Below are 23,989 nucleotides of genomic sequence, written 5' to 3'. Positions count from 1 at the left end.
GCTTCGACGCGCCGTCCGCCGAGGCCGTCTCCGCCCTGGAGCGGGCGGCGCGGGGCGACGCCCCCGCCGCCCGCAGGGCCGCGGCAGCCGCGCTCGCCCGGATAAAAAAAAGGTCCGCTCCCGCCGGCCGCTGAAGCAGTCGCGGGAGCGGACCTCCCGGTGGACTGAGGGGGACTTCCAGGCCCCGGGCCCGAATCCCCGTCAAAGATCCAACCCAGAGCCTAAGTCTCAGCCACCTCGCAGTCAGAACATTGATCAATCATGTCTGGACCACCTCCTTTCCCTGCTAACGCGGTAGTCTACGGAAGCGGTCCGGAGCTGTCAATGAAAAAAACCGCCGAAGCGGCTTTTCCGCGGAGCGCACGCGGAGATCAGTCAGCCTGAAAGCCGATCAAGCTGATCTGGCGACCGGTTTCTCTGCGCTCGCGCCGGAAGGAAAAGAAATCCTGTGCGGCGCAGCTCGTGCACGGGCCGATTTCATGAACGCGCTGCGGGGGCACGCCGCATTGCTCGAGGATCCCCCGGTTGATGCGGCGCAGGTCGACGAATATGCGCCCCTCGGCGACCCGCGTCGAGCGCTCCGCGACGCCGCCCCAGCGTTCGGCGAGAGGCCGTGAGACGTCTTCCTTGACCTCGTAGCAGCACGCGCCGATCGAGGGGCCCAAGGCTGCCTCGACCGCGCGGGGGCTCACGCCGAAGCGTTGCTCGAGGCGCTCAACGGCTTTCGCCGCGATCCCGGCCAGCGTTCCGCGCCATCCCGCATGCACCGCGGCGACCACCCGCTCGCGCGGCGCAAGCAGCAGGATCGGCACACAATCGGCGGTCAGGACCCCGAGATAGACGTTCGGGAGCGCGCTGATCATACCGTCCGCCTCTCCGGCTTCCTTCAGGGACGCGTCCCGCACCTCGACGATTCCGTCCCCGTGGACCTGCCGCATCACGATCACGCGCCCCGAGTGAATGCCCGCGCTGCGCTTCATGTCGCAGAAATTGTCCGTGACGACGGCCGGGTCGTCCCCCACGCGCATCGAGACGTTCAGGCCCGCGAACGGGCCGCGGCTTCGCCCCCCGCGGCGGCCGAAAAAGCCGTGGATCAGTCCCGGATACCCGCTCCAGGAAGGAACCTTCAGACAGTTGATCTGTGCGCCGTCGTTACGCTCGGTCTCCATGTCGACATTATGGTCGCTTGCGCCGCCGGTCGCAATCCGGCCCGGTCAGGCGACGGCTTGACAATTCGGAGAAGGTTCGACGACAATCGGGCCCAAATCCGCCCGGTCTCGCAATCCGCCATGCAGGATCAGCCCTGGATCACCTGCTACGTCACCGACATGCTGCTGAGCTACATGCGCGAGTCGCTCGGCTGCGAGGAAAAGATCGACTACGGCGCGCTGTTCCGCGACGTCGAGGGCATCGAGACCCCGGCCGACCCGAAGGGATTTCTCGCCGACGTGAGGAACTGGATCCCGCTTTCGGTGCTTCGGGAGCTGGAAGCCCAGTGCGAGCGGATCTCGGGGAAGAAGGACATCACCTATCACGCCGCGAAAGCCTACTTTACGCCGGGGCGAAAGACCCTCCCGTCGCTCTTCGAGATCATCGTGCAGGTTCTCGCCGACGTGCGCTCGGCGCTGCTTTTCGTCAACACCTGGGGGGCGTCGCAAACGAGCTACCTCAGGCTCCAGGGCTTCGAGAAGCCGGGGCCGGACGGCGGACTCTACATGCTGGCCGAATTCGACCGCGGCGCCGAGCCGGCGATCGGCTCGATCAACCTGCTCAGGGGCTTTTGCGAGGGTTTTCCGCGCGTCTACCCTTTCATCGAGGAGATCGAGTGCGCGGAAGAGATCTCGCAGCTCAGCATCGAAAGGATCGTGAGCGAGTTCCCGGAGTTCGCGATGACCCGCCGGGACGACCTCATCGCCGTTCATCGGCGCGGCTCCGACCGCCCGGTGATCGAAGCCCGGCGCGTCCGCCTCGCAACGGAAATCGTGGAGCCGCCCCGGGACTTCCTGGAGCTTCCGCCGGAGACCGCCGTCGTGCCGCCGCGTAACGGACGGATCGAGGTCCTGACTCCCGAATCCCCCTCGCCGCCCGGGCCCGACTCGCCGGCCGCTCGCCTCGCCTATCGGATCGTTACTCCCGGCATCCTCGCCGACGGCCCGCTCACTTACGCCTTCGAGGCCGGCCGGATTTACGGCGCGCCGTATTGCCGCTTTCGAATCACCGTCAAAGAACGGCAGACCGGGCGGCAGGAAGTTTCCATCGACCGGCTGCGGCGCGACGTCTCCAAGCTCCTTTTCGAGCAGCTGCGCCAGACCAAGCAGGCGCACACCCGGATGATCCGGATGAGCATGGAGCGGAGGCAGCTCGCCCTCGAGAACATCCGGCTCAGGCGCGAGGTACAGCAGGAGTACAGCTTCGCCGGACTGATCGCGCAGAGCAAGCGGATGCAGGAGCTTTTCGGGCAGATCCGTTCGGTGGCGGAAACGGACGTGACCGTCCTCATCCAGGGCGAGACGGGAACCGGAAAGGAGCTGATCGCCCGCGCCATTCACTACAACGGCGCGCGCCGGCAGAAGCCGTTCGTCGCGGTCAACTGCGGAGCGCTGTCGCAAACGCTCCTGGAAAGCGAGCTTTTCGGTCACGAGCGCGGCGCCTTCACCGGCGCGGTGGGCCAGAGGAAAGGCATCTTCGAAGCGGCCGACGGCGGCACTCTGTTTCTCGACGAGATCGGCGAGATTCCCCCGAGCACGCAGGTGAAGCTCCTCCGCGTGCTCCAGGACGGCGAGTTCCAGCGCGTCGGGGGAAGCGAGACCCTCAAGGTCGATGTCCGGGTGATCGCCGCGACCAATCAGAATCTCCCGGCGCTCGTGGAGAAGGGGGCCTTTCGCCAGGATCTCTACTACCGTCTCAACGTCTTTCCGCTCTCGGTTCCGCCGTTGCGCGAGCGGCTCGACGACATTCCCCTGCTCGTCTCCCACTTTATCGCCAAAGCCAGAGAGCCGACGCGGAAATCGATCAGCGACGTAACCGCCGCGGCGATGGCCTTGCTGATGTCTTACGACTGGCCGGGCAACGTCCGGGAGCTCGAGAACACCGTCCTGCGCATGATCGTCTCCTGCAAAACCGACATCCTCGACGTCTCGGACATCCCGAGCGAGATCCGCGGGGGTGACATCGGCACCGCCCCCGCATCCGCGCTGCTGAAGGGAATTTCCCGGGAGTCCAGGGAAATGGTGGAAAGACGGGCGATCGAGGAAGCCCTTCGCCGCACAGAGGGTAACGTCACGCAGGCCGCAAAGCTCCTCGGGGTGAGCCGCGCCACGCTGCAAAACAAAATGAAGCTCTACGGACTCCGGCAGCCCAAAGCCTGAAAGCCTTGCGCTCGACTGGTCGCGCGGCGCGGTGCCCAGCTTGTTTGCCACCCGCCGTGGCCGGGTGCCGAGCGCTCTTTACAGCGCTCCGCCGCCGCTTCCGCCCTCGCCTCGATTCCGCTGGTTTCAGAGGTGCTTGCCCCGGAGGGGGCAAACGTACCGGCCTGGCACGGGGGTTGCCACCGGATCGAACAGGCGCCGCCGAGGCCGACCCTCGGTCGCCCGGCGGCGGTTATCGATCGGGCTTACGCCTCGGGAGGGTCTATGCGTGTGTCCATGCCTGTTGTCTGCGTGGTCGGGGCGCTGGCGCTGACGTCATGCGCCGCCACCTTCGAGCCCCGCCTTCAGTCGCTGGAGTCGCTCAAGGGCCGGCTTCCGACGGTGAGGCAGGTGCAGGGCGGCGTCGAGGTGTCTCTGGAGGAATTTTTCACGCCGGGAAAGTCCCGACGCGCGTTCGACGCCGAAGTCGGCGCGGCTGGCGTTCTGCCGCTTCTCGTCCGCGTCGAGAACCACGGGTTGCGATCCTACAGGCTGCGACGCGACCGCGTTGCGGTTTACCGGGGGGACGAGCCATTGCTTCCCCTCGAAGGCCGCCTCGCGGCGGCTCAGGGCGCGGCGCGCGATGCGGTGTGGAACTCGCTGGTGAACACCGCCGCACTCGGCCCGCTGGCCATCTACTGGGGGGTCGCCAGCCTCGCAGCGACCGCCAGCCAGACGCAGGCGGTCAACAGGAAAATCGAGCACCACTTCGAAAGCCTGGAGCTCCAGGACACGCTCGTGAAGCCGGACGAAACCGTCCTGGGTTTCGCCTACTTTTCCCTGCCGCGCGCTACAGGCCCGATCGCGGATCTCCGCGCGGAAATCGTGCTGGAGGAGGAGCCGGCGGAAAACGGCGAGGAGAGGCTGCTGGCTTACCAGCTCGCGCTCCCGCCGCTTTCCGACCGGCCGGGGGGCGTTCCATGAGACCGACCCCACGAAGGGAACGAAGGCTTCACTTTTCGACCCCCCTCGAGCGCCCCCTGCGTATGGCCGGCGCGAGACCGCGCGGTCTCGACGACAGCGTCCCGCGCAACGTCGCGACCCTGCAGCACCTGGTCGTGGAGACAGGTTTCGAGACCGACTCGGCCGAAGACTTCGATGACGAGCCCCGCCGGATCTCGATCGCCCTCCCGTCGCTCGATCTGCGGTGATAGAGCCGCCGCCGGTGCGCCTCGCAACCTTCGCCTCCGTCGGATCGGGTTCCCTGTTTCGCCGGGAAACCTCGACGACAACCCTTGAATCGTCTTTCTTTTTCGCCGGAAAATGGGTAACGATGGAGCCGCAAGCAGCCATGGCGGAGCGCCGATACATCGACATCTTGAGGGACCGGGGGTTCCTCTGCTTTTTCTGGACGCAATTTCTCGGCGCCTTCAACGACAATCTTTTCAAGATGGTGGTCTCCCTGGCCGCCCTCAACATGACGCCTTCGCCGGGAACGCGCGGCCTCTACATCTCGATGATCGGTTTCCTTTTCATTCTTCCTTTCGCGCTCTTTTCCGGCTATGCGGGTCAGCTCGCCGATCGCTACAGCAAGCGCCGGGTCCTGATCGTCGTCAAGTTTTTCGAGATCGCCATCATGGGTCTGGGCCTGCTCGCGTTCCTCGCCGAGCACGTGGAGTGGCTGCTGGCCGTGGTTTTCCTGATGGGGCTGCACTCGACTTTCTTCAGCCCGGCCAAGTACGGGATCCTGCCCGAGATGCTTCCCGAGGAAGACCTCTCGCGCGGCAACGGATTGCTGGAGATGAGCACTTTCCTCGCGATCATCCTCGGCACCTCCCTGGGCGGCCTCATTTACGGCAACTGGCAGGACCGTCTCGGAGCCATCGGCGCCCTCCCGGTGCTGATCGCGGTCGCCGGCACCGCAACGAGCTTCGGCATCACTCGGGTGCCCGCTTCCGGATCGAGCAAGAGCTTTCGGGTCTTTCCCTGGACGGAAATCGTCGACGGAATCCGCCGCCTCTACGGCGACAAGGCGCTCTGGCTGGCCGTTGTCGGCATCTCGTATTTCTGGTTTCTCGGCGCGCTGGTGCAGATGGACATCCTCCTGTTCGGGAAGGAGGTCCTCGCGCTCGACGAATCGCGGATCGGGCTTCTCGGGACGTTTCTCGCCGTGGGCATCGGCGCCGGCAGCCTCGCGGCCGGCCGGCTTTCGGGAGGCCGGATCGAGCTCGGACTGGTGCCTCTCGGCTCGGTGCTGATGGGGCTTTTCCCGATGCTGCTGTTCCTCGCTCCGCCACGCTTCGGCGCCGCCGGCGCTCTCCTGGTCGCGATGGGCTTTTCCGCGGGTCTTTTCATCGTGCCTCTGAACGCCCTCCTCCAGCAACGCAGCGGCAAGGTGGAAAAAGGTCAGCTCATCGCCACCAACAACTTCCTGAACACTCTGGGGGTCCTGGCCGCCGCCGGTTGTCTCTGGCTCCTGAGCGACAGGCTGAGCCTCGGATCGGATCGCGTCATCCTCATCACCGGGGCGCTCACGTTCGCGGCCACCGGCTACGCGCTCTACGTCCTGCCCGATTTCGCGGTGCGCTTCGTTCTCTGGCTCCTCACGCACACCCTTTACCGCATCCGCATCGTCGGTCGCCGCAATGTTCCGACCCACGGCCCCGCCCTGCTGGTCTCCAACCACGTCTCGTTCGTCGACGCGCTGGTGATCGGCGCCTGCATTCCGCGCTTCGTCCGTTTCATGCTGCACCGCGAGTACTACGATATCCGCTGGCTCCAGTGGTTCTTCCGCCTGATGAAGGCGATCCGGGTTTCGGCCGAGCGGCGGCGCGACATCGTCGAGTCGATCGAGCGCGCGCGCAACGAGCTCCTGGCGGGCCGGGTGGTCTGCATTTTCGCCGAAGGAGCGATCAGCCGCACCGGGCGGCTGCTGCCGTTCAAACGGGGCTTCGAGAAGATCGTCGAGGGGACCTCCGTCCCCATCATCCCGGTTCACCTGGATCGGCTCTGGGGGAGCATCTTCAGCTTCAAGGACGGCCGGTTCTTCTGGAAGTGGCCGGGAAAGATCCCCTACGACGTCACGGTTTCCTTCGGGAAGCCGCTTCCCGCGACCGCGACCGCGCCGGAAGTGCGCCAGGCGGTGATGGAGCTCGAGAGCGAAGCGGTCCACCACCGCCGCCGCCCGCACGACCTCCTGCACGCGCGCTTCGTCCGTACCGCGAAACGGCGCTGGTTTTCCTTCTGCATGGCCGATACGACCGGCGTGCGGTTGAGCTACGGCAGGACGCTGGTGGCAAGCCTGCTCCTAGCCCGCTGGCTGCGCCGGCACCGCGCCGCCGAGCCGATGATCGGAATCCTGCTCCCGGCTTCCGTGGCCGGCGCCCTGACGAACATCGCGGCGCACCTCGCCGGCAAGATTCCCGTGAACCTGAACTTCACCGCCGGGCGAGAGGCGCTCGCATCGGCGATCGCGCAATGCAACATCGCCACGATCGTCACCTCGCGCGCGTTCCTCTCCCGGGCCCGGCTCGAGGAGATGCCCGGCATGGTCTTCGTCGAGGAGATCCGAAGAACCTTCGGGCCCGCCTCCCGGGCCGCCGCCTTCCTGGACGCTTTGCTGGTTCCCGCCGCCTGGCGCGCCCGACGCTACGCCGCCCGCCACCGGCCCGGCGACCTCGCCACCGTGATCTTCTCGAGCGGCAGCACCGGGACTCCCAAAGGCGTCATGCTGTCGCACCACAACATCGTTTCGAACATCGAGGGCATTTGCCAGGTGATTCCCTTCAATTCGACCGATCGGATCATGGGGGTGCTTCCCCTGTTTCATTCGTTCGGCTTCACCGGGACGCTCTGGCTCCCTCTGCTGGCGGGATTCGGCGCGGTTTATCATCCCAACCCGACCGACGCGAAGACGATCGGCGAGACGATTCAAAAGTACAAGGCGACGCTCTTCATCAGCACGCCGACCTTCTACGCGAGCTACATCCGCCGTTGCAGCCCCGAGGAGTTCGCGAGCCTGCGCTACGCGATCGCCGGCGCCGAGAAGCTGCGGGAGCACATCGCCCGCGGCTTCAAGGACAAGTTCCGGATCGACCTGCTGGAAGGCTACGGCTGCACCGAGCTGGCTCCGGTGGTCGCCGTCAACATGCCGGACGTGGTTCACGCGGGCCAGCGGCAGATCTCCCACAAGCCCGGCACGGTCGGCCAGCCGATTCCGGGAGTGGCGGTCAAGGTGGTCAGCCCCGACACCGGCGAGAGCCTGCCGCCCGGCTCGGAGGGGCTGCTGCTGGTCAAGGGCGCCAGCCGCATGCTCGGTTACCTCGGACAACCGGAGCTCACGGCGCAGGCGCTGCGCGACGGCTGGTACGTCACCGGGGACATCGCGTCGATCGACCATGACGGGTTCATCCGCATCACGGACCGCGTGTCCCGCTTCAGCAAGATCGGCGGCGAGATGGTTCCGCATGTGAAGATCGAGGAGGCGATCAACGCGATCCTCGGGAGCGCGGCCTGCGTCGTGACCTCGGTCGCGGACGAGCACAGAGGAGAAAGGCTCGTCGCCTTCTATACCCACGGGATCAGCGAAGACGACCTGTGGGAGAAGCTCAACCGCTCCAGCCTGCCCAAGCTGTGGATCCCCAGGCGCGACCACCTCTACCGGGTCGAGTCGATTCCGGTCCTGAGTTCGGGCAAGGTGGACCTCAAGCGGGTTCAAGCCATGGCGCAAGAGACCGCCGGGACGCGCGGCGCCGGCTGAGGAACGCGACGCGGCCCGATGAACGGATCCGGTTCGCTCATCTCCCGCTTGAAGGCGTTCTGGTACATCGGCGCCGAATCCCGGGAGCTCGAGTCGCGTCCCCTCGCCGCCACGATCATGGGCGAGCGGCTCGTGTTCTTCCGCGCCGGCGACGGTTCGCCGAGAGCGCTGCTCGATCGGTGTGCTCACCGGGGCATGGCGCTGTCGCGCGGGAGAGTCCGGCGCGACGGGCTCGAATGTCCGTATCATGGCTGGCGGTACGACGGCGATGGCCGCTGCCTGGAGGTTCCGGCCCTTGCCGACGGCGCGCCGCCGCCCCGCGCGAGCGTCCGGGCCTTTCCCTGCGCCGAGCGCGACGGCTATATCTGGGTCTACATGGGGAATTGTCCGCCGAGCAGCTCTCCTCCGCACCTGGACGGCGCGGGCGAGCCCGGCTGGACCACTTTCAGGATGAAAACCCGTTTTCAGGCGGGAGTGTTGGCCTGTCTGGAAAATTTTCTTGACTGCCCGCACACGGTTTATGTACATCGTGGGTGGTTTCGGAACTCTCGACCCCGACCCGCCAGAGCCCGGGTGGAGCGGTACTCCGACAGGGTTCTGGTGCGCTTTTTCGGCGAGCGCGATCCCCGGAGCGCCGTTTCCCGGCTGTTGTTTCCGCGACGCGCAGAGATGGGCCACACCGATTGCTTCCTGATGCCGGCCACCAGCCGCGTGGAATATTCCTTCGGGCCGAGGCGGCGCTTCATCATCACGTCCCAGTGTACTCCGGTGTCGCCCGACGAAACCGAGGTCTACACTCTGATCGCTTTCCGCTTCGGCGCCGTCGGACCTCTCGTGCGGCTGCTTTTCGAGCCTCTTTCACGCATCATTATCCGCCAGGACGTGGAAATCCTGCGGCTACAAGGCGAGCAAGTCCGCCATTTCGGAGACGGGCCGCTGGTCTCGACTTCCGCTGACGTGTTCGGCCCGGAGATCGTGCGCCTGTGGCAAAGCGCTGTGGAATCCGGCACGGACGCCGGGAAACACGGCGCGCCGCTCGAAACCCGCGATGTTGTCCTCCGTTTCTGACTCGTCGCCCGCGGGGAGGCCGCGGGCCTGGGCGCGGCGCCGCAAGCTCACGGGGCTCGTCCCGATCGCCGCGCTTCTCGCCGGATCGTTGCTGTTCTACTATCGGCAGAACTATGCGGGCCAGATCGGCGGGAAAATGTCCGTCGCCAAGCTCCTCTGGCTGGACTATGCTGTCCTCGCGTGGTTCGTGCTTCCGCTGCTGCTCGTGCTCTCGCCCCGGGTATCGCCCGCGCTGCGGCGGGTCTATGGCGTGCATCTCGCAAGCTTCGCCGCTCGCGGTCTGGCCGAGCTGTGGATGCTCTACGTCGTCGTGTCGTGGATCCCGCCCTACGGCATCGCTCACGACCTCGCGCACGTCGTCCTCGTTACGCTCCTGGCCCGCCGAACGCGGAACGACCCGGCAAGCCTCCGGGGCGCGGTCGACGCGGCGGCCTTCCGGTTCCTGACCTCGCTCCGAGTCGGGCTGTTCTGCGAGATGCTTTTCGCATGGCTCTTTTACCGGGCCACGGGAGGAAAAATCGGCATTTATTTCGCGAGCACGGACCCGGTCTTTTCGACCATCAATGCGCTCACCTGGGCGGCGGTCACGTTTTTGGTTCCCGATCTGCTGCGCACGTTCTGGAGATGCCGGGACGCTCTCTTTCCTCTTCGCCGGGACCGGGCCCCATGAGCTCCAGGAGACTTTCGTCGGAAACCGCGGCCGTGAGCTCGCTGTGCGCGGGCGACGTCGCGGCGCTTTACCGGATCTACGAACGGTGTTACGACGGCTCGGACCCCGCGCGCTTCGAGGCCGATCTGAAGGAGAAGCACTGGGTGATCTTGCTGCGGGATCCGGCGTCGCTCGCCGTGGTCGGCTTCTCGACGCAGACGATCATCGATGTCGAGGTGGACGGGACGCCCGTCCGCGCATTGTTTTCGGGCGACACCGTGATCGATCCGCGCTACTGGGGCACTCAAGAGCTGGTGCGCTCCTGGTGCCGCCTGGCCGGCGAAATCAAGGCGCGCAGGGCGGACCTGCCGCTCTACTGGTTCCTGACCTCCAAAGGCTATCGCACCTACCTTTACCTTCCCTGTTTTTTCCGCACCTTTTATCCCCGGTACGATCGCCCGACGCCGGCGTTCGCGCGCCGCCTGATCCACGTCTTGGGAACGACGCGGTATCCTCGGGAGTTCAACGCCGCGACCGGGCTCGTCGAGCACCGCGGCGACCACGACCGAGTCAAGCAGGCGCTCGATGCGACCCCGCGGCACCTGGCGAACCCTCATGTCCAGTTTTTCGTGCGCCGCAACCCGCGTTACCGGGAGGGAAGCGAGCTCGTCTGCGTTGCCGAGATTTCCCCGGCCAACATGCGCTCCATCGCCCGGCGCGACGTGGAGGCGGCTCTGGCGCGCGCCGCGTCCGCCGCGGCCGAGGGGGAACAGAGATGATCCCGCTTCTGCTGGCGAACTCGCTGTGGCTTTGCTCGGGGGTTGCGGCGGCCCGCGGGCTGCGGCGCGCCTTGCAAACGCCGCTTCGGGCGCAAGAAGACCTCTTGCTGTCCATCCTGCGCGCCAACCAGGACTGCGAGTACGGGAAGCGGCACGGCTTTTCCCGCATCCGTTCCGTCCGCGACTATCAGACCGCGGTTCCCATCGTTTCGTACGGCGATCTCGAGGAAGACATCGACGCGGTCAAAAAGGGCCGGAGCGGCGTTCTCACCAGCGCGCCGGTCGTCGCTTTCGAGAAGACGACCGGTTCGTCGGCCGCGGCGAAATATATCCCGTACACCGCGGCTCTCAAGCGTCAGTTCCGGCGGGCGGTGGCGGCCTGGATGATCGATCTCTACAGCCATCATCCGGCGATGATGATCGGGAAAGCCTACTGGTCCGTGAGCCCCGCCGCGCGGGAGCGCGAAGTCACGCCCGGCGGCTTGCCGGTCGGCTTCGACGACGAAACCGAGTACTTCGGCGGTCGGGACCGCTGGCTGCTGCGGCGGATTCTGGCGGCTCCTCCCGAGCTCCCGGCGATCCCGGACCTTTCGAGCAGCCGCTACGTCACGTTGCGGTTCCTGCTCGAGGAAAAGCGGCTCGCTTTCGTGTCCGTCTGGAACCCGAGCTTTCTCACCTTGCTGATCCGTTATCTTCTCGAGCACGCGGAACGGCTGATCGAGGATGTGAGGCGGGGCCAGCTCACTCCTCCCGTTCCGCTTCCCGATCCGCTTCGAGAAACGCTCTGCCGCAGGCTCCGGGCCAACCCCGAACGGGCCGCGGAGCTCGAGCGAGCCTTCGAACAGCCCGCCCGTCTGGTTCCTTCTCTCGTCTGGCCCGGGCTTGCCGTGGTCAGTTGCTGGACCAGCGCCGGCGCGAAGCTGTTCGTGCCGGAGATGCGGGAGTTTTTTCCGCACGCCGTGATTCAGCCCAAGGGCCTGATCGCCACCGAGGGAGTGGTTTCGATCCCGTTGACGGGGCATGCCGGAGCGGCGCCCGCCCTCACCTCCCATTTTCTCGAATTCATCGACGGCGACCGGCCCGGAGCGACCCCTTTGCTGGCCCACAAGCTGACGCCGGGCAAGACGTACTCCGTCGTGCTGACCACCGGGGGAGGGCTGTACCGCTACCGGCTCGGCGACCGGGTGCAGGTGGTCGGCCGCATCCTCGAGACGCCTCTCGTCGAATTCATCGGCAAGGAAGATCTGGTCTCGGACCTTTGCGGCGAAAAGCTCCACGAGGCCTACGTCCGGAAAATCCTCCGCGAGCTGTTCGAGCAGGTCGGCCTGCGGCCGTCGTTCGCCATGATGGCGCCTGAATGGGGCCGGCCGCCCGGCTACGTCCTTTTCGTCGAAGCGCCCGGGTTCTCCGACCCTCCGATCGAGTCGCTCGGCGCCCGCCTCGAAGCGAGGCTCAAGGACTCGCCGCATTACCGTTACTGCCGGGAGCTGGGACAGCTCGCCCCGGCACGGGCCGTGCTCGTGAGCGGCGGGGCCGCGCGCATCTACCTGGAGCGCTGCCTGACGCTCGGCCAGCGCGCCGGCGATGTCAAGCCGACCGCGCTGCACTGCGCGACGGGCTGGCGGCAATGGTTCCGGCCGGCCGGCGCGGACGTCGTCGCGGGGGAAAATCCATGAGCCGCTTCGCGTTCGAGCTCGCCGGAGCAGAGCACGACCTTTCCCTGAGGCGGTTGTTCGCGGAAACGGAGATGGACGGGGAAATCAAGATCTCGTTTCGCCGCGAGCCGAGCTACTTCCACGCATCACGCGTCCAGGGACCCTTCTATCAAGTCGTCGCGGCGCGCGACACGCTGACGAGCGAAGTGGTCGGCGTCGGCACTCGGGCGGTCCGCCCCGGGTTCCTGAACGGCGCGGTTGCACCCGTCGGTTACTTGGCGGATCTCCGTCTGGCGCCGCCGTACAGGGGCGGCCCGCTGGTCGCCAGAGCCTACCGTCACCTGAACGAGCTCGATCGAGACGGCCGGACCGAGATCTACTTCACGGTGATCGCGGAAGGCAACCGGCACGCGCTGCAAACGCTCGCCGCCGGGCGGGCGGGGATACCGCCCTACCGGGACTTCGGACGCGTGCTGTCGCCCGCCGTCAACCTGCGGCGCCGCAAGCCGGCCGGCCCGGCCGGCGTCGAGATCCGGCGCGGCACTGTGGATCTTCTTCCGGAAATCGTGGACTGTATCAATCGAAATCACCGGCGCAGGCAGTTCGCTCCGTGCTACGCGGTCGCCGATTTTCGCTCGGCGGACGCTGACGAAGCGCCGGCGACGAGAGGATTTCGCGTCGAGGACTTCTATGTGGCGTTGCGGGGCGGAAAGATCCGCGGCGTCCTCGGGAAATGGGACCAGTCCTCTTTCAAGCAAGCGGTCGTGACAGGGTACGCCAAAAGGCTCCTCGCGCTTAGGCCGGCCCTGAACTTTGCCGCCCGATTGACGGGCGGGCCGGTCTATCCGCCCCCGGGAACAGAGCTGCGTTTCTTTCACGCCAGCTTCATCGCGGTCGACGACGACGATCTCGTGGTCTTTGCCGCGCTGCTCAGGCGGTTGTACAACGATCATGTCGGCGCCGGATACGATTATTTCGTCCTCGGGCTGCACGAACGCGACCCGCTGACGGCCGCCCTCCGGGATTACTGCTCGACGCCTTTTGCGGCGCGTCTTTTCGTCGTCTGTTTCGACCAACGCGCTGTGCGGGCGCTGGACCGCAGGGTTCCCTACGTCGAGGCGGCCGCCTTTTAGAGGCCTCGGATGGAGCGCGCCGAGTCGTTCCTTGTGACCGAGCGAACACCGGGCCCTCCCGCGGTGCCGCGTCCCTTGCGCGGCGGCTGGGCTCTTCCCCTGCCGGGCGACCCGCGCATTCCTTTCGCGGCGATCCTGACTTTGTATGCCGTTCTCGGCTGCACGGTTCTCCGCTTCAACCGCACGCCCCTGCAGATCCTGCTCACGGTGGGCGCTTCCTGTCTTTTCGATTCGGCGCTCTGCTACCTGCTGCGGGGCGCGCGCGTGTTTCCGCTCAGCGCTTACATCACCGGCCTTTCGCTCGCCCTGCTCCTCAACTACGCCCACAACAACTACCTTCTCTTCCTCCCGGTTTTCCTGGCCATCGGTTCGAAATACGTCTTTACCTTCGAGGGCCGCCACGTCTACAATCCCTCGATGTTCGGCGTCGCGGTCTCGCTGCTGGCGGGGGGCGACCTGATCACCACCGCTCCCGCCTACCAGTGGGGCGGCACGTGGGCGATGTCGGCCTTCATCGCCACGGCCGCGCTGAGCCTTTTCGTTTTCCGAATCGGCCGCAACCCTCTGATCATCTCGTTCCTCTCCTTCTATCTCGTCCAGATCGCTTTGCGCGCCTATATCATGCGGTGGTACCTCCCTCCGGAGGCTCTCCTGCTGGGCACGCTCACCTCCGCCCCGTTCTTCATATTCGTCTTCTACATGATCACCGACCCGCAAACGTCGCCGGCCGCTCCCCGGCAGCAGATCGGTCTGGCCCTGGCGCTCGTCCTGGTCGACCTCTACCTCCACACGCTGACCAGCCTCTATACGTTCTTCTACGCCGCGTTCATAGTGGCCACCGCGCGCTTCCTCTGGCTGCACTGCCGACGGCTGCGGTCGCGCGGCTGGGGGGCTCTTTTCTCCCGCGCCGTCTTCCGCTGGGCGACGTGGAGACCGCTCGTCACCGTCGGGCTGGCGGGCGCGGCGCTGCTTCTGGCCTACCGCCATCTCGTCCGTCCCGGCATCGCTGCGGGCGCGCCGGCCTTTCTCCTGACGCCCGTCGCCCCGGCCGATTCCGGGATCAGCTCGCGACGCGACGGGGCGCTCCTCGATCGCGCCGACGCCCGTGTCCGCCACGTCGCCAAATGGCTGCTCTCCGCGGGAGCGGCGGCCGCGGTCGCCGACTTCGACAACGACGGCCGGATCGACCTTTTGGTGACCGCTCCGTTCTCCGACCGGCCCGTGGCGCTCTATCGCAACCTGGGCTCGTTCCGTTTCGAGCCCGTCGAGGTTCCAGCGTTCCGCGAGATCGCCGGCGATCCGGCGGCGCGGGGTCTGCTGTCCGGAGGAGTCTTTGCCGACTACGACAACGACGGCGACCAGGACCTTCTGCTCACCGTCTCCTACGGCAAGATCGTGCTGCTGCGGAACCGGTTGGCCGAGACCGGAGAGGCCGGTTTCGAAGACGTCACCCGGGCGGCGGGGATCGATGAGCACGCCGTCAGTATCGCGGCGACGTTCCTGGACTTCGATCGCGACGGCAGGCTCGACCTTTTCATCGCCAACGCCCTCAATCCTTATCTGGAGCGCTACCGGCCGCCTCACCCCCTCAATATCTTCCGACTCCCCGCGCCCGAGTTCCCCGGCGATCGGCGCATGCTTCCGTTCATGCACAGCAGCTGGGACAATGCCGAGAACGGCGGACTGAACGCGCTGTATCGCAATCTCGGGAACGGCCGCTTTCAAAAGATGGATATCCGGGCGCTGGGAATGGCCGAGACGCACTGGAGCCTGGCGGTGGCTTCCGGCGACCTCAACAACGACGGGTGGCCGGACCTTTACGTCGCCAACGACTTCGGACCCGACGACCTCTATCTCAACGAGGGCGGCAAACGCTTTCGCCGCGTCCAGGGAAGACTGTTCGGCAGCATCGGCCGCGACACCTACAAGGGAATGAACGTGTCGCTGGGAGACATCGACCGCAACGGTTTCCTCGATATCTACGTCTCCAATGTTCACGTGCCGCTGCAGGCGGAGGGAAGCTTGCTGTGGATGACCTATCCGTCACGCGACCGCTTCGTTCCCCGTTTCGTGGACGAAGCATGGCAGCGCTCGGCCTTGAACGAGCACCGCTTCGGTTGGGGCGCCGCCCTCGGAGACCTCGACAACGACGGATGGCTCGACATCGTGCAGACGAACGGAATGGTCGACGATTCGCTGGACAAGCGATTCGCGACCTGTCCGGACTACTGGTACGTCAACGAAAAGCTCATGCGCTCCGGCCCGGAGATTCATACGTACGCCGACATGTGGGGGGACCTCCGGGGGCGTTGCATCAACGGCAAAGAGGCCGACCGGATCTACCTGAACCGCGGCAACTACTCGAGGCTGCAGTTCGTCGACATCGCGGAGCGGCTGGGATGGAAGCCCCGGACGCCGTCCCGAGGCGCGCTGCTCGCCGACTTCGACGACGACGGCGCGCTGGACGTTGCGATCACGCGCCTGTACGCGCCGCTGGAGCTCTACCGCAACGCGCTCTACGACGCGAAAAAGCCGTCCGGCCCGGCGGCGCGACCGCGTCACTGGATCGGCTTCCTCCTGGAAGGGGACGGCGTCACGTGCAACCGCGACGCCGTCGGCAGCCGGATCGTCCTCTCCTACACGGAGCGCGGCGCTCCGGCGCGTCAGATCCGGGAGGTTCATGCGGTCAACGCGTTCGCGGCTCAGGGCGAGCGGCGCCAGCACTTCGGGCTCGGAGCCGGAGTCGAGAGCGTGGAGGTCTCGATTTCCTGGTGCGGGGCGCCGCCGGTCTCCGTCGGTCCGATGGAGGCCAACCGTTACCATACGATCGTGCAGTCGCGCTGAGAGGTAAGGCAGGAACCGTGGGCGAAATCTTCAACAATCCGGCGGTCGCGGTGCAGAGCTGGTACGTGGTGGCCCGGTCCGCCGAGGTGCGCCCCGGCCGAGCGCTCTCCCGCGAGCTCGCGCGGCGGCGAGTCGCCGTTTATCGCGGGCGCGACGGCAAGGTCCAGGCCCTGGGCGGGCGCTGCCCGCATCTCGGCGCCGACCTGGGGCGCGGCCAGGTGATCGGAGATCGGTTGCAGTGCGTCTTTCACCGCTGGACCTTCGACCGCAGCGGCCGGTGCGTTCACGCCCCGTCGCTGGATGCGATCCCTCCGTCCGCCCGCACCTTCTCCTATCCCACCGACGAGAGGTACGGCGCCGTGTGGATCTTCAACGGCCCGCGCGCGTTGTTCCCCATTCCCTCCTTTTCCCGATGGAGCGACGAGCAGCTGGCCGCGGTCGCGCTCCCGCCGCAGACGATCAACTGTCACCCGCACGTCGTCACCTGCAACGGCCTCGATATCCATCACTTCAAGGCCGTTCACGGGCTGGAGTTCGCCGAAGCGCCCGTGGCCGAGCAGCTCGACCCCTATCGCATCCGCTTGCGCCTGCGGATCCGGTTGCGAGGCCGCAGCTTCTTCCAGATCGCGTTGCGTCGCATCGCCGGTGACGTCGTCGACGTCACGTTCACCACGTGGGGAGGGAACCTGGCGACCCTGGAAGGAAGCGCCGGCCCCGTGCCGCTGTTGGTCCTGTTCACCCACCGCCCCTCGGCGGGCGGTCGAAGCGCCAGTCAAACCTTCCTCTTCGCGCCGAGGCAACGCGGCTGGAGGCGCTGGATCGGAACCGATCTGCTGCTGCTGGGCGCGCTCAGGTTGATCATGGGGAACATCCTCGCAAGAGACCGTGCGCTGCTCGACACGCTGGAATTCCGCAGCAACCTGACTGCCGCCGACGCCGCGCTGGCGACCTTCGTGCTGCAGGTCAACGCGATGCAAGTCTTCGACCCGGAATCCAGCGGCTCGCTGAACGAGCCGGCAGGAGCCGACGACGCGCGCTCCGCTCCCGCGGCCGGGGAGGCGGCTCCATGATCCGATCCCGGGACGTCGTGGACCGGTCGTCGTGTTTCGTCCCCGAGTTCCTGACGCCCCTTTTCTACACGTCGATCTACCGCGACCTCAACGAGGAGCAGCGGCTGTGCTACAACCAGCTGCACGGCTGCTACTGTAACGAGCAGATCATGTTTCTCGAGCGCTGCCTCGCCGAGCCGGCTCTACGCTCGCTCTCGGACCGTCTGCCCGGGCCGCTGCGGGGCTCTCTGCGAACCTTCCTGGCCGAGGAAAAGCGTCATTCGCGGTTGTTTCGGCGGCTCAACCGTCGGTGCTTCCCTGAACTCTACCGGCGGCGCGACTTTCATTTCCTCGCACTGTCGCCCGGGTGGCACCGCGTCGTTCGAGCCGCGGCCCGGCGGCCGTTTTTCTTTTCGCTCGTGATTTGGCTCATGCTCCTGGAAGAAGAGCGCGCGGTGGCCATCGGTCTCGAATACCTGCGCGGCAAAGACCGGCTCGAGCCCAATTTCGTCGCTCTCCACAGGCTCCATGTCGGCGACGAGATCGGACACGTTCACTGGGATCAGCAGATTCTCGACGTCCTGTGGCCGCAAATCCCCGCCTGGAGCCGCCGTCTCAACGCCATCCTGCTCCGGTGGATCGTGGACGAGTTCCTCATCACACCCAAACGGTCCAACTGGCGCGTCGTGCGGGAGCTCGCCGTCCGGTTCCCGGAGCTGCGTTTCCGGCTGCCCGAGATCCGCCGCGCCCTCGCCGCCGTGGGCGCCGACCCGGCCTGGAGGGATGCGCTCCACTCCGGCGCCACCATTCCAAGGACTCTCGACCGCCTGCGCGCCGTACCGGAGATGGACCCGGTCCGGGAGGCATTGCTCGCCCGCTGAGGAGCCATGATGCCGCCCGCAAGGCCCGATTTTCCGATCCCGGTCCGTCTCAACCTCGCCATCCTGGCGGCCCAGCTCGTCGCGCTCCCGGCCTTGTTGTACCTCGCCGGCCAGGTGGAGAACTGGCTTGGCTTGGTCGCGGTCGCCCTGTGCTACGGGATCGCCATGAACTCCGGTTACGCGCTCCTGCACGAGGCGGAGCACAACCTCTTCCATCCAGATCCCCGAATCAACCAGCTCGGGGGGATATTGCTGGCTCTGTTCTTCCCCGCGCCGTTCCACCTGCTCCGCCAGGGGCACCTGGGCCACCACCTGCGCAACCGCTCCGACGACGAAGCCTTCGATTTCTACTTCGAGGGAGAGAACCCCCTATGGAAGCGCCTCCAGTTCTACGGGATCCTGACAGGCCTGTTCTGGCTCGTGATCGCGCTGGGGAATTTCCTGGCCGCGATCAAACCGACGCTCCTGCAGCCGAAGTACGCCTCGTTCGACCGGCCTACGGCCGCTTTCCTGGCCTCGCTCAACCGGAAGTTCGCCCGCTGGATCCGCGGGGAAGCCCTTGCCGCGATCGCCCTGCACGGCGGACTGATCTGGTCGGGCGACATCCCCCTGCTCAACTACGCGCTCGTCCTCTTCGGGTTCGGATTCAGCTGGTCCGCGATGCAGTACGTCCACCACTTCGACACCGTGCGCGACGTCCGGTGGGGCGCCCGCAACCTGCGGACGTTGCGCTGGCTCGACGCGCTGTGGCTCAACCACAACTGGCATCTCAACCACCACATGAGCCCCACCGTGCCCTGGATCTACCTGCCCGGGCTGTACTCGGGCGCGCCCTTCGAGCGAGGCAATCTGCTGACCGCTTATGCCCGGATGTGGCGCGGGCCGACGTTCACCACGGAAAGGATCGAGAATCTCTATGGCGGCGCCGTCATTCGGTAGATCGCGCCCTGTGGCGGCCGGCGAAGCGCTGGCACTCGAGCGCTGGCCGCTCAGCTCGCGCCTCATCCTTCTCGGGCTGAACGTTCTGCCGTTCGCGCACCTCGCTCTCGTCGCCGCCTCGGCGGCCTTCGCCGCCGAGGCTCTCATCTGGCGCGCGGCGGCCGCCGTCGCGACCCTCTATCTGGTTCCGCCCGGGCTCGCTCGCGCGGTGCGGCGCCTGTCGAAAATTCCGGAGGGCCGGATCCCGGTGCCTTCGACCGCGTTTTTCGCGTGGTGGGCCCTGCTGCAGCTACAGATGGTGTTCTGCCGCGCCGGGTTCCTCGAGGAAGCCTTGCGTCTGATCCCCGGAGCTTATTCCGCGTGGTTGCGTCTGTGGGGCGCTCGAATCGGCAGGCTCGCCTTCTGGGCTCCGGGGGTCAGCGTGCTGGACCGGCCGTTCGTGTCGGTGGGAGACGACGTCGTCTTCGGCGCCCGCGTTCAGATCAATCCCCACGTGTTCACGCGTGACCGCTCCGGCCGAACCGAACTTCTTCTCGGGACCGTAAGGATCGGCGACCGCGCGACGGTCGGCGGCTATTCGCTGCTCACCGCCGGCTCCGCGATCGCCGCCGGCGAGAGCCCGCCCGCCCTGCTGGTGCTCCCCCCGTTCTCGATCTGGAAAGACGGCCGCCGGGTGAAAAGCGGGACCGCCGGCGGCGTCCGGCCACGGCCCGCGCCCTGCTCGGAAGATCCATCGTGACACGGATCGACCGGATTCGAAAGCACCTGGGCTGCAAGCTGGCCCTGGCTCTGGGGCTCAATCTCTGGGCGCTCGTTCCCTACTATGCCCTGCAGCACCATACTTTTTTTCCCGTGACTCTGATGCCGGAGACCCCGGTCGATGAATGGATCGGCTTCGACGACCGCGCCCTGTGGCTGTACCTGTCGCTCTTCCTGTTGATGCCGGTGGCGCCTCTTCAAATGACCGACCTCACCCGGCTGCGGCGCTACGCCGTCGGGGTCTGCCTCCTGAGCCTTGCCGCGGACCTGGTGTTCCTCGTGTGGCCGACCGCAGTCCGGCGGCCGGACCCTGGGGCGGCGAGCGCTTTTTACGTTCAGCTGACGCAGGCCGTCTCCCCACGGAACGCCTGTCCTTCGCTCCACGCGGCCATGGCGATCTTTTCGGCTCTGTGCTACGAGCAGACCGCGGCCGACTTCCGGCACCCGGGGTCGTGGCGAATTGCGCTGTGGGCCTGGGCGCTCGCGATTCTCTATGCGACCCTGGCCGTCAAGGAGCACGTCTTGCTCGACGTGCTCGCCGGCAGCCTGCTGGGCTGGGCGGCCTACTGGTTGGCCTTTCGAGCTTCTCCGGCAGCAAAGAATCTCGACCAAGGGAGGACAAAACCATGAACGTGCTGTTGCTGGCCGCCGCCGCGATCATGATCTGCTCGGCCGGGGCGATCGCCGGGACCGACCCGGGCGGCGAAAACGCCGACCGCGCCGCGCTGGCCAAGATCAGGTCCCTCTACGAGGAGGTCGTGAAATCCGACGACCTCACGCGGCTGATGCCCCATCTCGCTCCCGACGTCAGCGCCGTAACTCCGACGGGAGAGGAGGTCAAGACACCGCAGGAGCTGCAGGCCTATTTCAAGAAGATCTGGGGCATGATCGGCAAGGGCGGCTCGTACGAAGTAAAGGTCCACCTGACCAGGACGGACCTTTACGGCGACATCGCCGTCTCCCACGGCACGACCGACGAGTTGATCCGCCCGGCGAGCGGCGGGGAATACCGCTTCCCCATGCTCTGGACTGCGGTCAGCCGCAGGGACAGCGACGGGTGGAAGGTCATTCGCCTCCACGGCTCGATTGATCCGCTCGCCAACGTTTTCGTGCAGGCGCAGCTCGAGGCCGTGAAATGGGCTTACGGATCCGGCGGGTTGATCGCGGGTATCGCGCTCGGAATGACGGTTTGTTTCGTCTGGCGCCGCTCACGGAGAAGGGCCTCTTCCGTGGCTTGACCCGGGGTCACGCGTGGAATATAGGAGCCGGTTGACAGCCCAACAAACCGGACAAGGAGCGACGATGAGAGCGTTTTCGACGGGAGCTGCGGGATTGCTGGCGATGTGGTTTTGCCTGTCGCTCGCGAGCGCCGCCGCGGCGCAGGCGCCGGAACGGTTGTACGCGGAGCTGGCGAAGCTCAAGCCGGAGGACCGCCGGAAAAGGCTCGAGGACGGGGCGCGCAAGGAGGGCAAGCTCAATTTCATCCATACGTTCCGCGGCAAGCTCGCGCGCGACCAGGTGCGCCTGTTCGAGAAGCGCTACCCGTTCGTCCGGGTCGAAATGGCCGACATGGGCTCGCAGGACGCCGCCGAGCGGTTCATCGCCGAGGAGACCGCAGGCCGCCATTTGACCGACGCCATCAGCCTCGCGGTTCCCGACATGCCGGTGATCCTCAAGCAAAGGCTGGTGGCGCGCTACCCCACGCCGGAGACCAGGCGAATCCCCAAGACCCACCAGGGGTTCCTCGACAAGGAGGAGCGCTGGGTGCCGTGGTACTGGAGCGAGCACGGCATCTCTTACAACACCAACCTGATCCCGCCGGAAAAGGCGCCGAAAAGCTGGCAGGACCTCTGCAACCCGGCCTACAAGGGACAGGTCTCCTTCGACCCGCCCGAGACCCGCTTCATGGTGGGCCTATACGTCATGATGGGAGAGGAAAAGCTCAAAGCCTGGATGAAGTGCATGGGCGAGAACCAGCCGATCATCCAGCGCGGCCACACGCAGCGGATGAACCTCATGCTCGCCGGCGACCACGCCATCCAGGGCGACAATTTCCTCTACGTCGGCGCGGAAGCCAAGAAAAAAGACCCCAAGACGCCCTACGCGATCGTTTACACGGCTCCCATTCTGGCGTATGCCGGCGCCATGATCATCAACAAGAACGCGCCGAACCCCTACGCCGCGGCTCTCTTCACCGACTGGACGCTCTCCGACGAAAGCCAGAAGTACACGGCCGACGAGTGGCGTGGGCCGCTGATCGGCAGGCACCCCTACCTGCCCGACAACGTCAAGCTCGTGCCGTTCGGCTACGTGAGCGACGACATCGTCGAGCGGCTGCACGGTTACTGGAATCAGTACATCGGCAAGAAGAAATAACCCGGCGGCAAGGACCGGAAACGGGATGAGGCGGATTTCCCTGGACGGCGGCGCGCCGGCGCTGGCGCTGATCGTTCTCGTCCTCGCCTACCAGGTCCTCGTCCCTCTGTCGATGGTGGTCTGGACGAGCCTCAAGGTCCAGCGCCCCGGCGAGCCGGGATTCTTCGAGCTCAGCTTCTCGCTCGCGAACTACGCCCGCGCCTTCGGCTCGCGCGACTTCTGGAGCGCGACGTGGAACACCGCCCGTTTCGCCCTGGCGTCCACGGCGCTCGCCTTCGCCTTCGGGACGTTTCTCGCGTGGGTGGTGCACCGCACGAACACCCCGCTTGCGCGCCTGATCGGGTTGATCACGCTCGGCCGCATCGTCATTCCGGGCATCCTGATCACCGTCGCCTGGATTCTCCTGGCGAGCCCCAACATCGGCCTCCTCAACGCGCTCGCCGCGCCGCTCACCGGGGGCCGCGGGATTTTCAACGTTTATTCCTTCTCGGGGATGGTGTGGGTTCACTCGCTCGAGATGACGCCGCTCGCCTACCTGCTGCTCTCGGCCGCTCTGCAGTCGATGGACCCGCGCCTCGAGGAGGCGTCGGCCGCGGCCGGCGCCGGCCACTGGCGGACGCTGCGGACGATTTCCCTGCCGCTGATCCTGCCGGCGGTCGGCGCCGCCGTCCTTCTGCTGCTGATCTACACGGTGGAAACCTTCGAGGTGCCGCTGCTGCTCGGCGGCCGGGCACGGGTGCGCGTCTACACCACCGAGATCTTCTACAACACCTCCAGAACGCCCACGGACTGGGGGCTGTCAGGGGCTTATTCGGTGGCGATCCTGGCGCTCAGCTCGCTCCTGCTGGCGGGCTACCTCCGGCTGGTGCGCCACGGGGAACGCTACCAGACGGTAACCGGCAAGGACTTCAGGCCCAGGCGGCTCGACCTGGGCCGGCTGCGGTACCTGACCTGCGCGCTGAGCGTCTTTCTGGTTTTCCTCGTTACCGGGCTGCCGTTTCTTGTCATGCTCTACGCCTCTTTTCTCGCACGCTACCAGCCGCCGTCGCTGCAGGCGTTGCGGTCCATGGACCTGAGAAACTACCGCGAGATCCTTTCCGACGCGGCTTACTCCGTCGACCCGTTGTGGAACAGCACGCTGGTAGGGCTGGGCTCGGCCACCGCGGTCATGCTGCTCGTTTCCGCCATGAGCTATTTCGTGCACAAGACCCGGATGCGCGGTCGCAAGCTCATCGACTTCCTCGGCTTCGCGCCGATCGCGATGCCCAGCGTGGTGCTCGGCGCCGCCTTTCTGTGGTTTTATCTTCTCGTGCCCCTGCCGGTGCTGGGTACGCTCACCATCATCGGCCTTGCCTACGTTACCCGGTACATGGCCGTGGCGCTGCGCTTCGTCTCCGCTTCGATGGTGCAGATCCACACCGAGCTCGAGGAAGCCGCAGCCGTCGCCGGCGGCGGCTGGTGGAGCACCTTCCGGCGGATCTATCTGCCGCTGCTCCGCCCGGGTCTCATGGCCGGATGGTTCTGGGTGATGGTGCACGCTTACCGCGAGCTGACCATCGCGCTCATGCTCGCCCGCTCGCGCAATCGCACCGCGGCCGTGGTGATCTACGACCTGTGGGAGAACGGCTCGTTCCAGGAGCTGAGCGCGTTCGGGGTGCTGATCTTCCTCCTGCTCATCGCCCTGGTCTCGACCGGCCAGGCGATCGGGCGGCGCTTCGGCGTCCAGGAGCGGCCTTGAGCCCGCGGCCCGG

The 23,989-nt window shown here is 66.4% G+C and carries 19 protein-coding genes; 18 read left to right on the top strand and 1 reads right to left on the bottom strand.

Annotated elements, in window-relative coordinates:
• Positions 1 to 371: 371 nt before the first annotated feature.
• Positions 372 to 1,169 (bottom strand): peptidoglycan editing factor PgeF, encoded by a 798-nt coding sequence (gene pgeF, locus VNN77_14160; GenBank protein ID HXG52537.1) that lies wholly within the window; start codon positions 1,167 to 1,169, stop codon positions 372 to 374.
• Positions 1,170 to 1,226: 57 nt separating this feature from the next.
• On the opposite strand from pgeF, the gene VNN77_14155 reads away from it, so the two are divergent.
• The 18 genes from VNN77_14155 to VNN77_14070 all read left to right on the top strand — a co-directional run bounded on the left by VNN77_14155 (position 1,227) and on the right by VNN77_14070 (position 23,976).
• A complete protein-coding gene (locus tag VNN77_14155) occupies positions 1,227 to 3,368 on the top strand; it encodes a sigma-54 dependent transcriptional regulator (protein HXG52536.1) in 2,142 nt (713 codons plus the stop codon).
• A gap of 264 nt (positions 3,369 to 3,632) precedes the next feature.
• Positions 3,633 to 4,331, top strand: coding sequence for a hypothetical protein (locus VNN77_14150; protein HXG52535.1), 699 nt, complete (start codon positions 3,633 to 3,635; stop codon positions 4,329 to 4,331).
• Positions 4,332 to 4,393: 62 nt separating this feature from the next.
• Positions 4,394 to 4,558, top strand: a complete 165-nt coding sequence (locus VNN77_14145; protein HXG52534.1) for a hypothetical protein — start codon at positions 4,394 to 4,396, stop codon at positions 4,556 to 4,558.
• Positions 4,559 to 4,680: 122 nt separating this feature from the next.
• A complete protein-coding gene (locus VNN77_14140) occupies positions 4,681 to 8,106 on the top strand; it encodes an acyl-[ACP]--phospholipid O-acyltransferase (protein HXG52533.1) in 3,426 nt (1,141 codons plus the stop codon).
• 18 nt (positions 8,107 to 8,124) lie between these two features.
• A complete protein-coding gene (locus VNN77_14135) occupies positions 8,125 to 9,174 on the top strand; it encodes an aromatic ring-hydroxylating dioxygenase subunit alpha (GenBank protein HXG52532.1) in 1,050 nt (349 codons plus the stop codon).
• A complete protein-coding gene (locus VNN77_14130; protein ID HXG52531.1) occupies positions 9,155 to 9,844 on the top strand; it encodes a hypothetical protein in 690 nt (229 codons plus the stop codon). Before VNN77_14135 ends, VNN77_14130 begins: the two co-directional genes overlap by 20 nt.
• Positions 9,841 to 10,602: a hypothetical protein gene (locus VNN77_14125; GenBank protein HXG52530.1), complete on the top strand. Its 762-nt coding sequence runs from the start codon at positions 9,841 to 9,843 to the stop codon at positions 10,600 to 10,602. Before VNN77_14130 ends, VNN77_14125 begins: the two co-directional genes overlap by 4 nt.
• Positions 10,599 to 12,278, top strand: coding sequence for a GH3 auxin-responsive promoter family protein (locus VNN77_14120; GenBank protein HXG52529.1), 1,680 nt, complete (start codon positions 10,599 to 10,601; stop codon positions 12,276 to 12,278). The genes VNN77_14125 and VNN77_14120 overlap by 4 nt, the downstream gene beginning before the upstream one ends.
• Positions 12,275 to 13,390, top strand: a complete 1,116-nt coding sequence (locus tag VNN77_14115) for a hypothetical protein (protein HXG52528.1) — start codon at positions 12,275 to 12,277, stop codon at positions 13,388 to 13,390. Before VNN77_14120 ends, VNN77_14115 begins: the two co-directional genes overlap by 4 nt.
• A gap of 9 nt (positions 13,391 to 13,399) precedes the next feature.
• Complete coding sequence (locus VNN77_14110; GenBank protein HXG52527.1) at positions 13,400 to 16,234, top strand: FG-GAP-like repeat-containing protein; 2,835 nt, start codon at positions 13,400 to 13,402, stop codon at positions 16,232 to 16,234.
• Between the two features lie 17 nt (positions 16,235 to 16,251).
• Positions 16,252 to 17,304, top strand: coding sequence for an aromatic ring-hydroxylating dioxygenase subunit alpha (locus VNN77_14105; protein ID HXG52526.1), 1,053 nt, complete (start codon positions 16,252 to 16,254; stop codon positions 17,302 to 17,304).
• Positions 17,301 to 18,164: a diiron oxygenase gene (locus VNN77_14100; GenBank protein HXG52525.1), complete on the top strand. Its 864-nt coding sequence runs from the start codon at positions 17,301 to 17,303 to the stop codon at positions 18,162 to 18,164. Before VNN77_14105 ends, VNN77_14100 begins: the two co-directional genes overlap by 4 nt.
• A gap of 9 nt (positions 18,165 to 18,173) precedes the next feature.
• A complete protein-coding gene (locus VNN77_14095) occupies positions 18,174 to 19,103 on the top strand; it encodes a fatty acid desaturase (GenBank protein HXG52524.1) in 930 nt (309 codons plus the stop codon).
• Between the two features lie 10 nt (positions 19,104 to 19,113).
• Positions 19,114 to 19,842, top strand: a complete 729-nt coding sequence (locus tag VNN77_14090) for a hypothetical protein (GenBank protein ID HXG52523.1) — start codon at positions 19,114 to 19,116, stop codon at positions 19,840 to 19,842.
• A complete protein-coding gene (locus tag VNN77_14085; GenBank protein HXG52522.1) occupies positions 19,839 to 20,492 on the top strand; it encodes a phosphatase PAP2 family protein in 654 nt (217 codons plus the stop codon). The genes VNN77_14090 and VNN77_14085 overlap by 4 nt, the downstream gene beginning before the upstream one ends.
• Positions 20,489 to 21,100, top strand: coding sequence for a nuclear transport factor 2 family protein (locus tag VNN77_14080; protein HXG52521.1), 612 nt, complete (start codon positions 20,489 to 20,491; stop codon positions 21,098 to 21,100). The genes VNN77_14085 and VNN77_14080 overlap by 4 nt, the downstream gene beginning before the upstream one ends.
• A gap of 64 nt (positions 21,101 to 21,164) precedes the next feature.
• Positions 21,165 to 22,238: an ABC transporter substrate-binding protein gene (locus VNN77_14075; protein ID HXG52520.1), complete on the top strand. Its 1,074-nt coding sequence runs from the start codon at positions 21,165 to 21,167 to the stop codon at positions 22,236 to 22,238.
• A gap of 25 nt (positions 22,239 to 22,263) precedes the next feature.
• Positions 22,264 to 23,976: an iron ABC transporter permease gene (locus VNN77_14070; protein ID HXG52519.1), complete on the top strand. Its 1,713-nt coding sequence runs from the start codon at positions 22,264 to 22,266 to the stop codon at positions 23,974 to 23,976.
• Positions 23,977 to 23,989: the final 13 nt, after the last annotated feature.

This window comes from Candidatus Zixiibacteriota bacterium (assembly GCA_035574315.1).
Lineage (GTDB): Bacteria > Desulfobacterota > Binatia > UBA9968 > UBA9968 > DATLYW01.
This window is presented reverse-complemented; position numbering and strand designations above follow the sequence as displayed.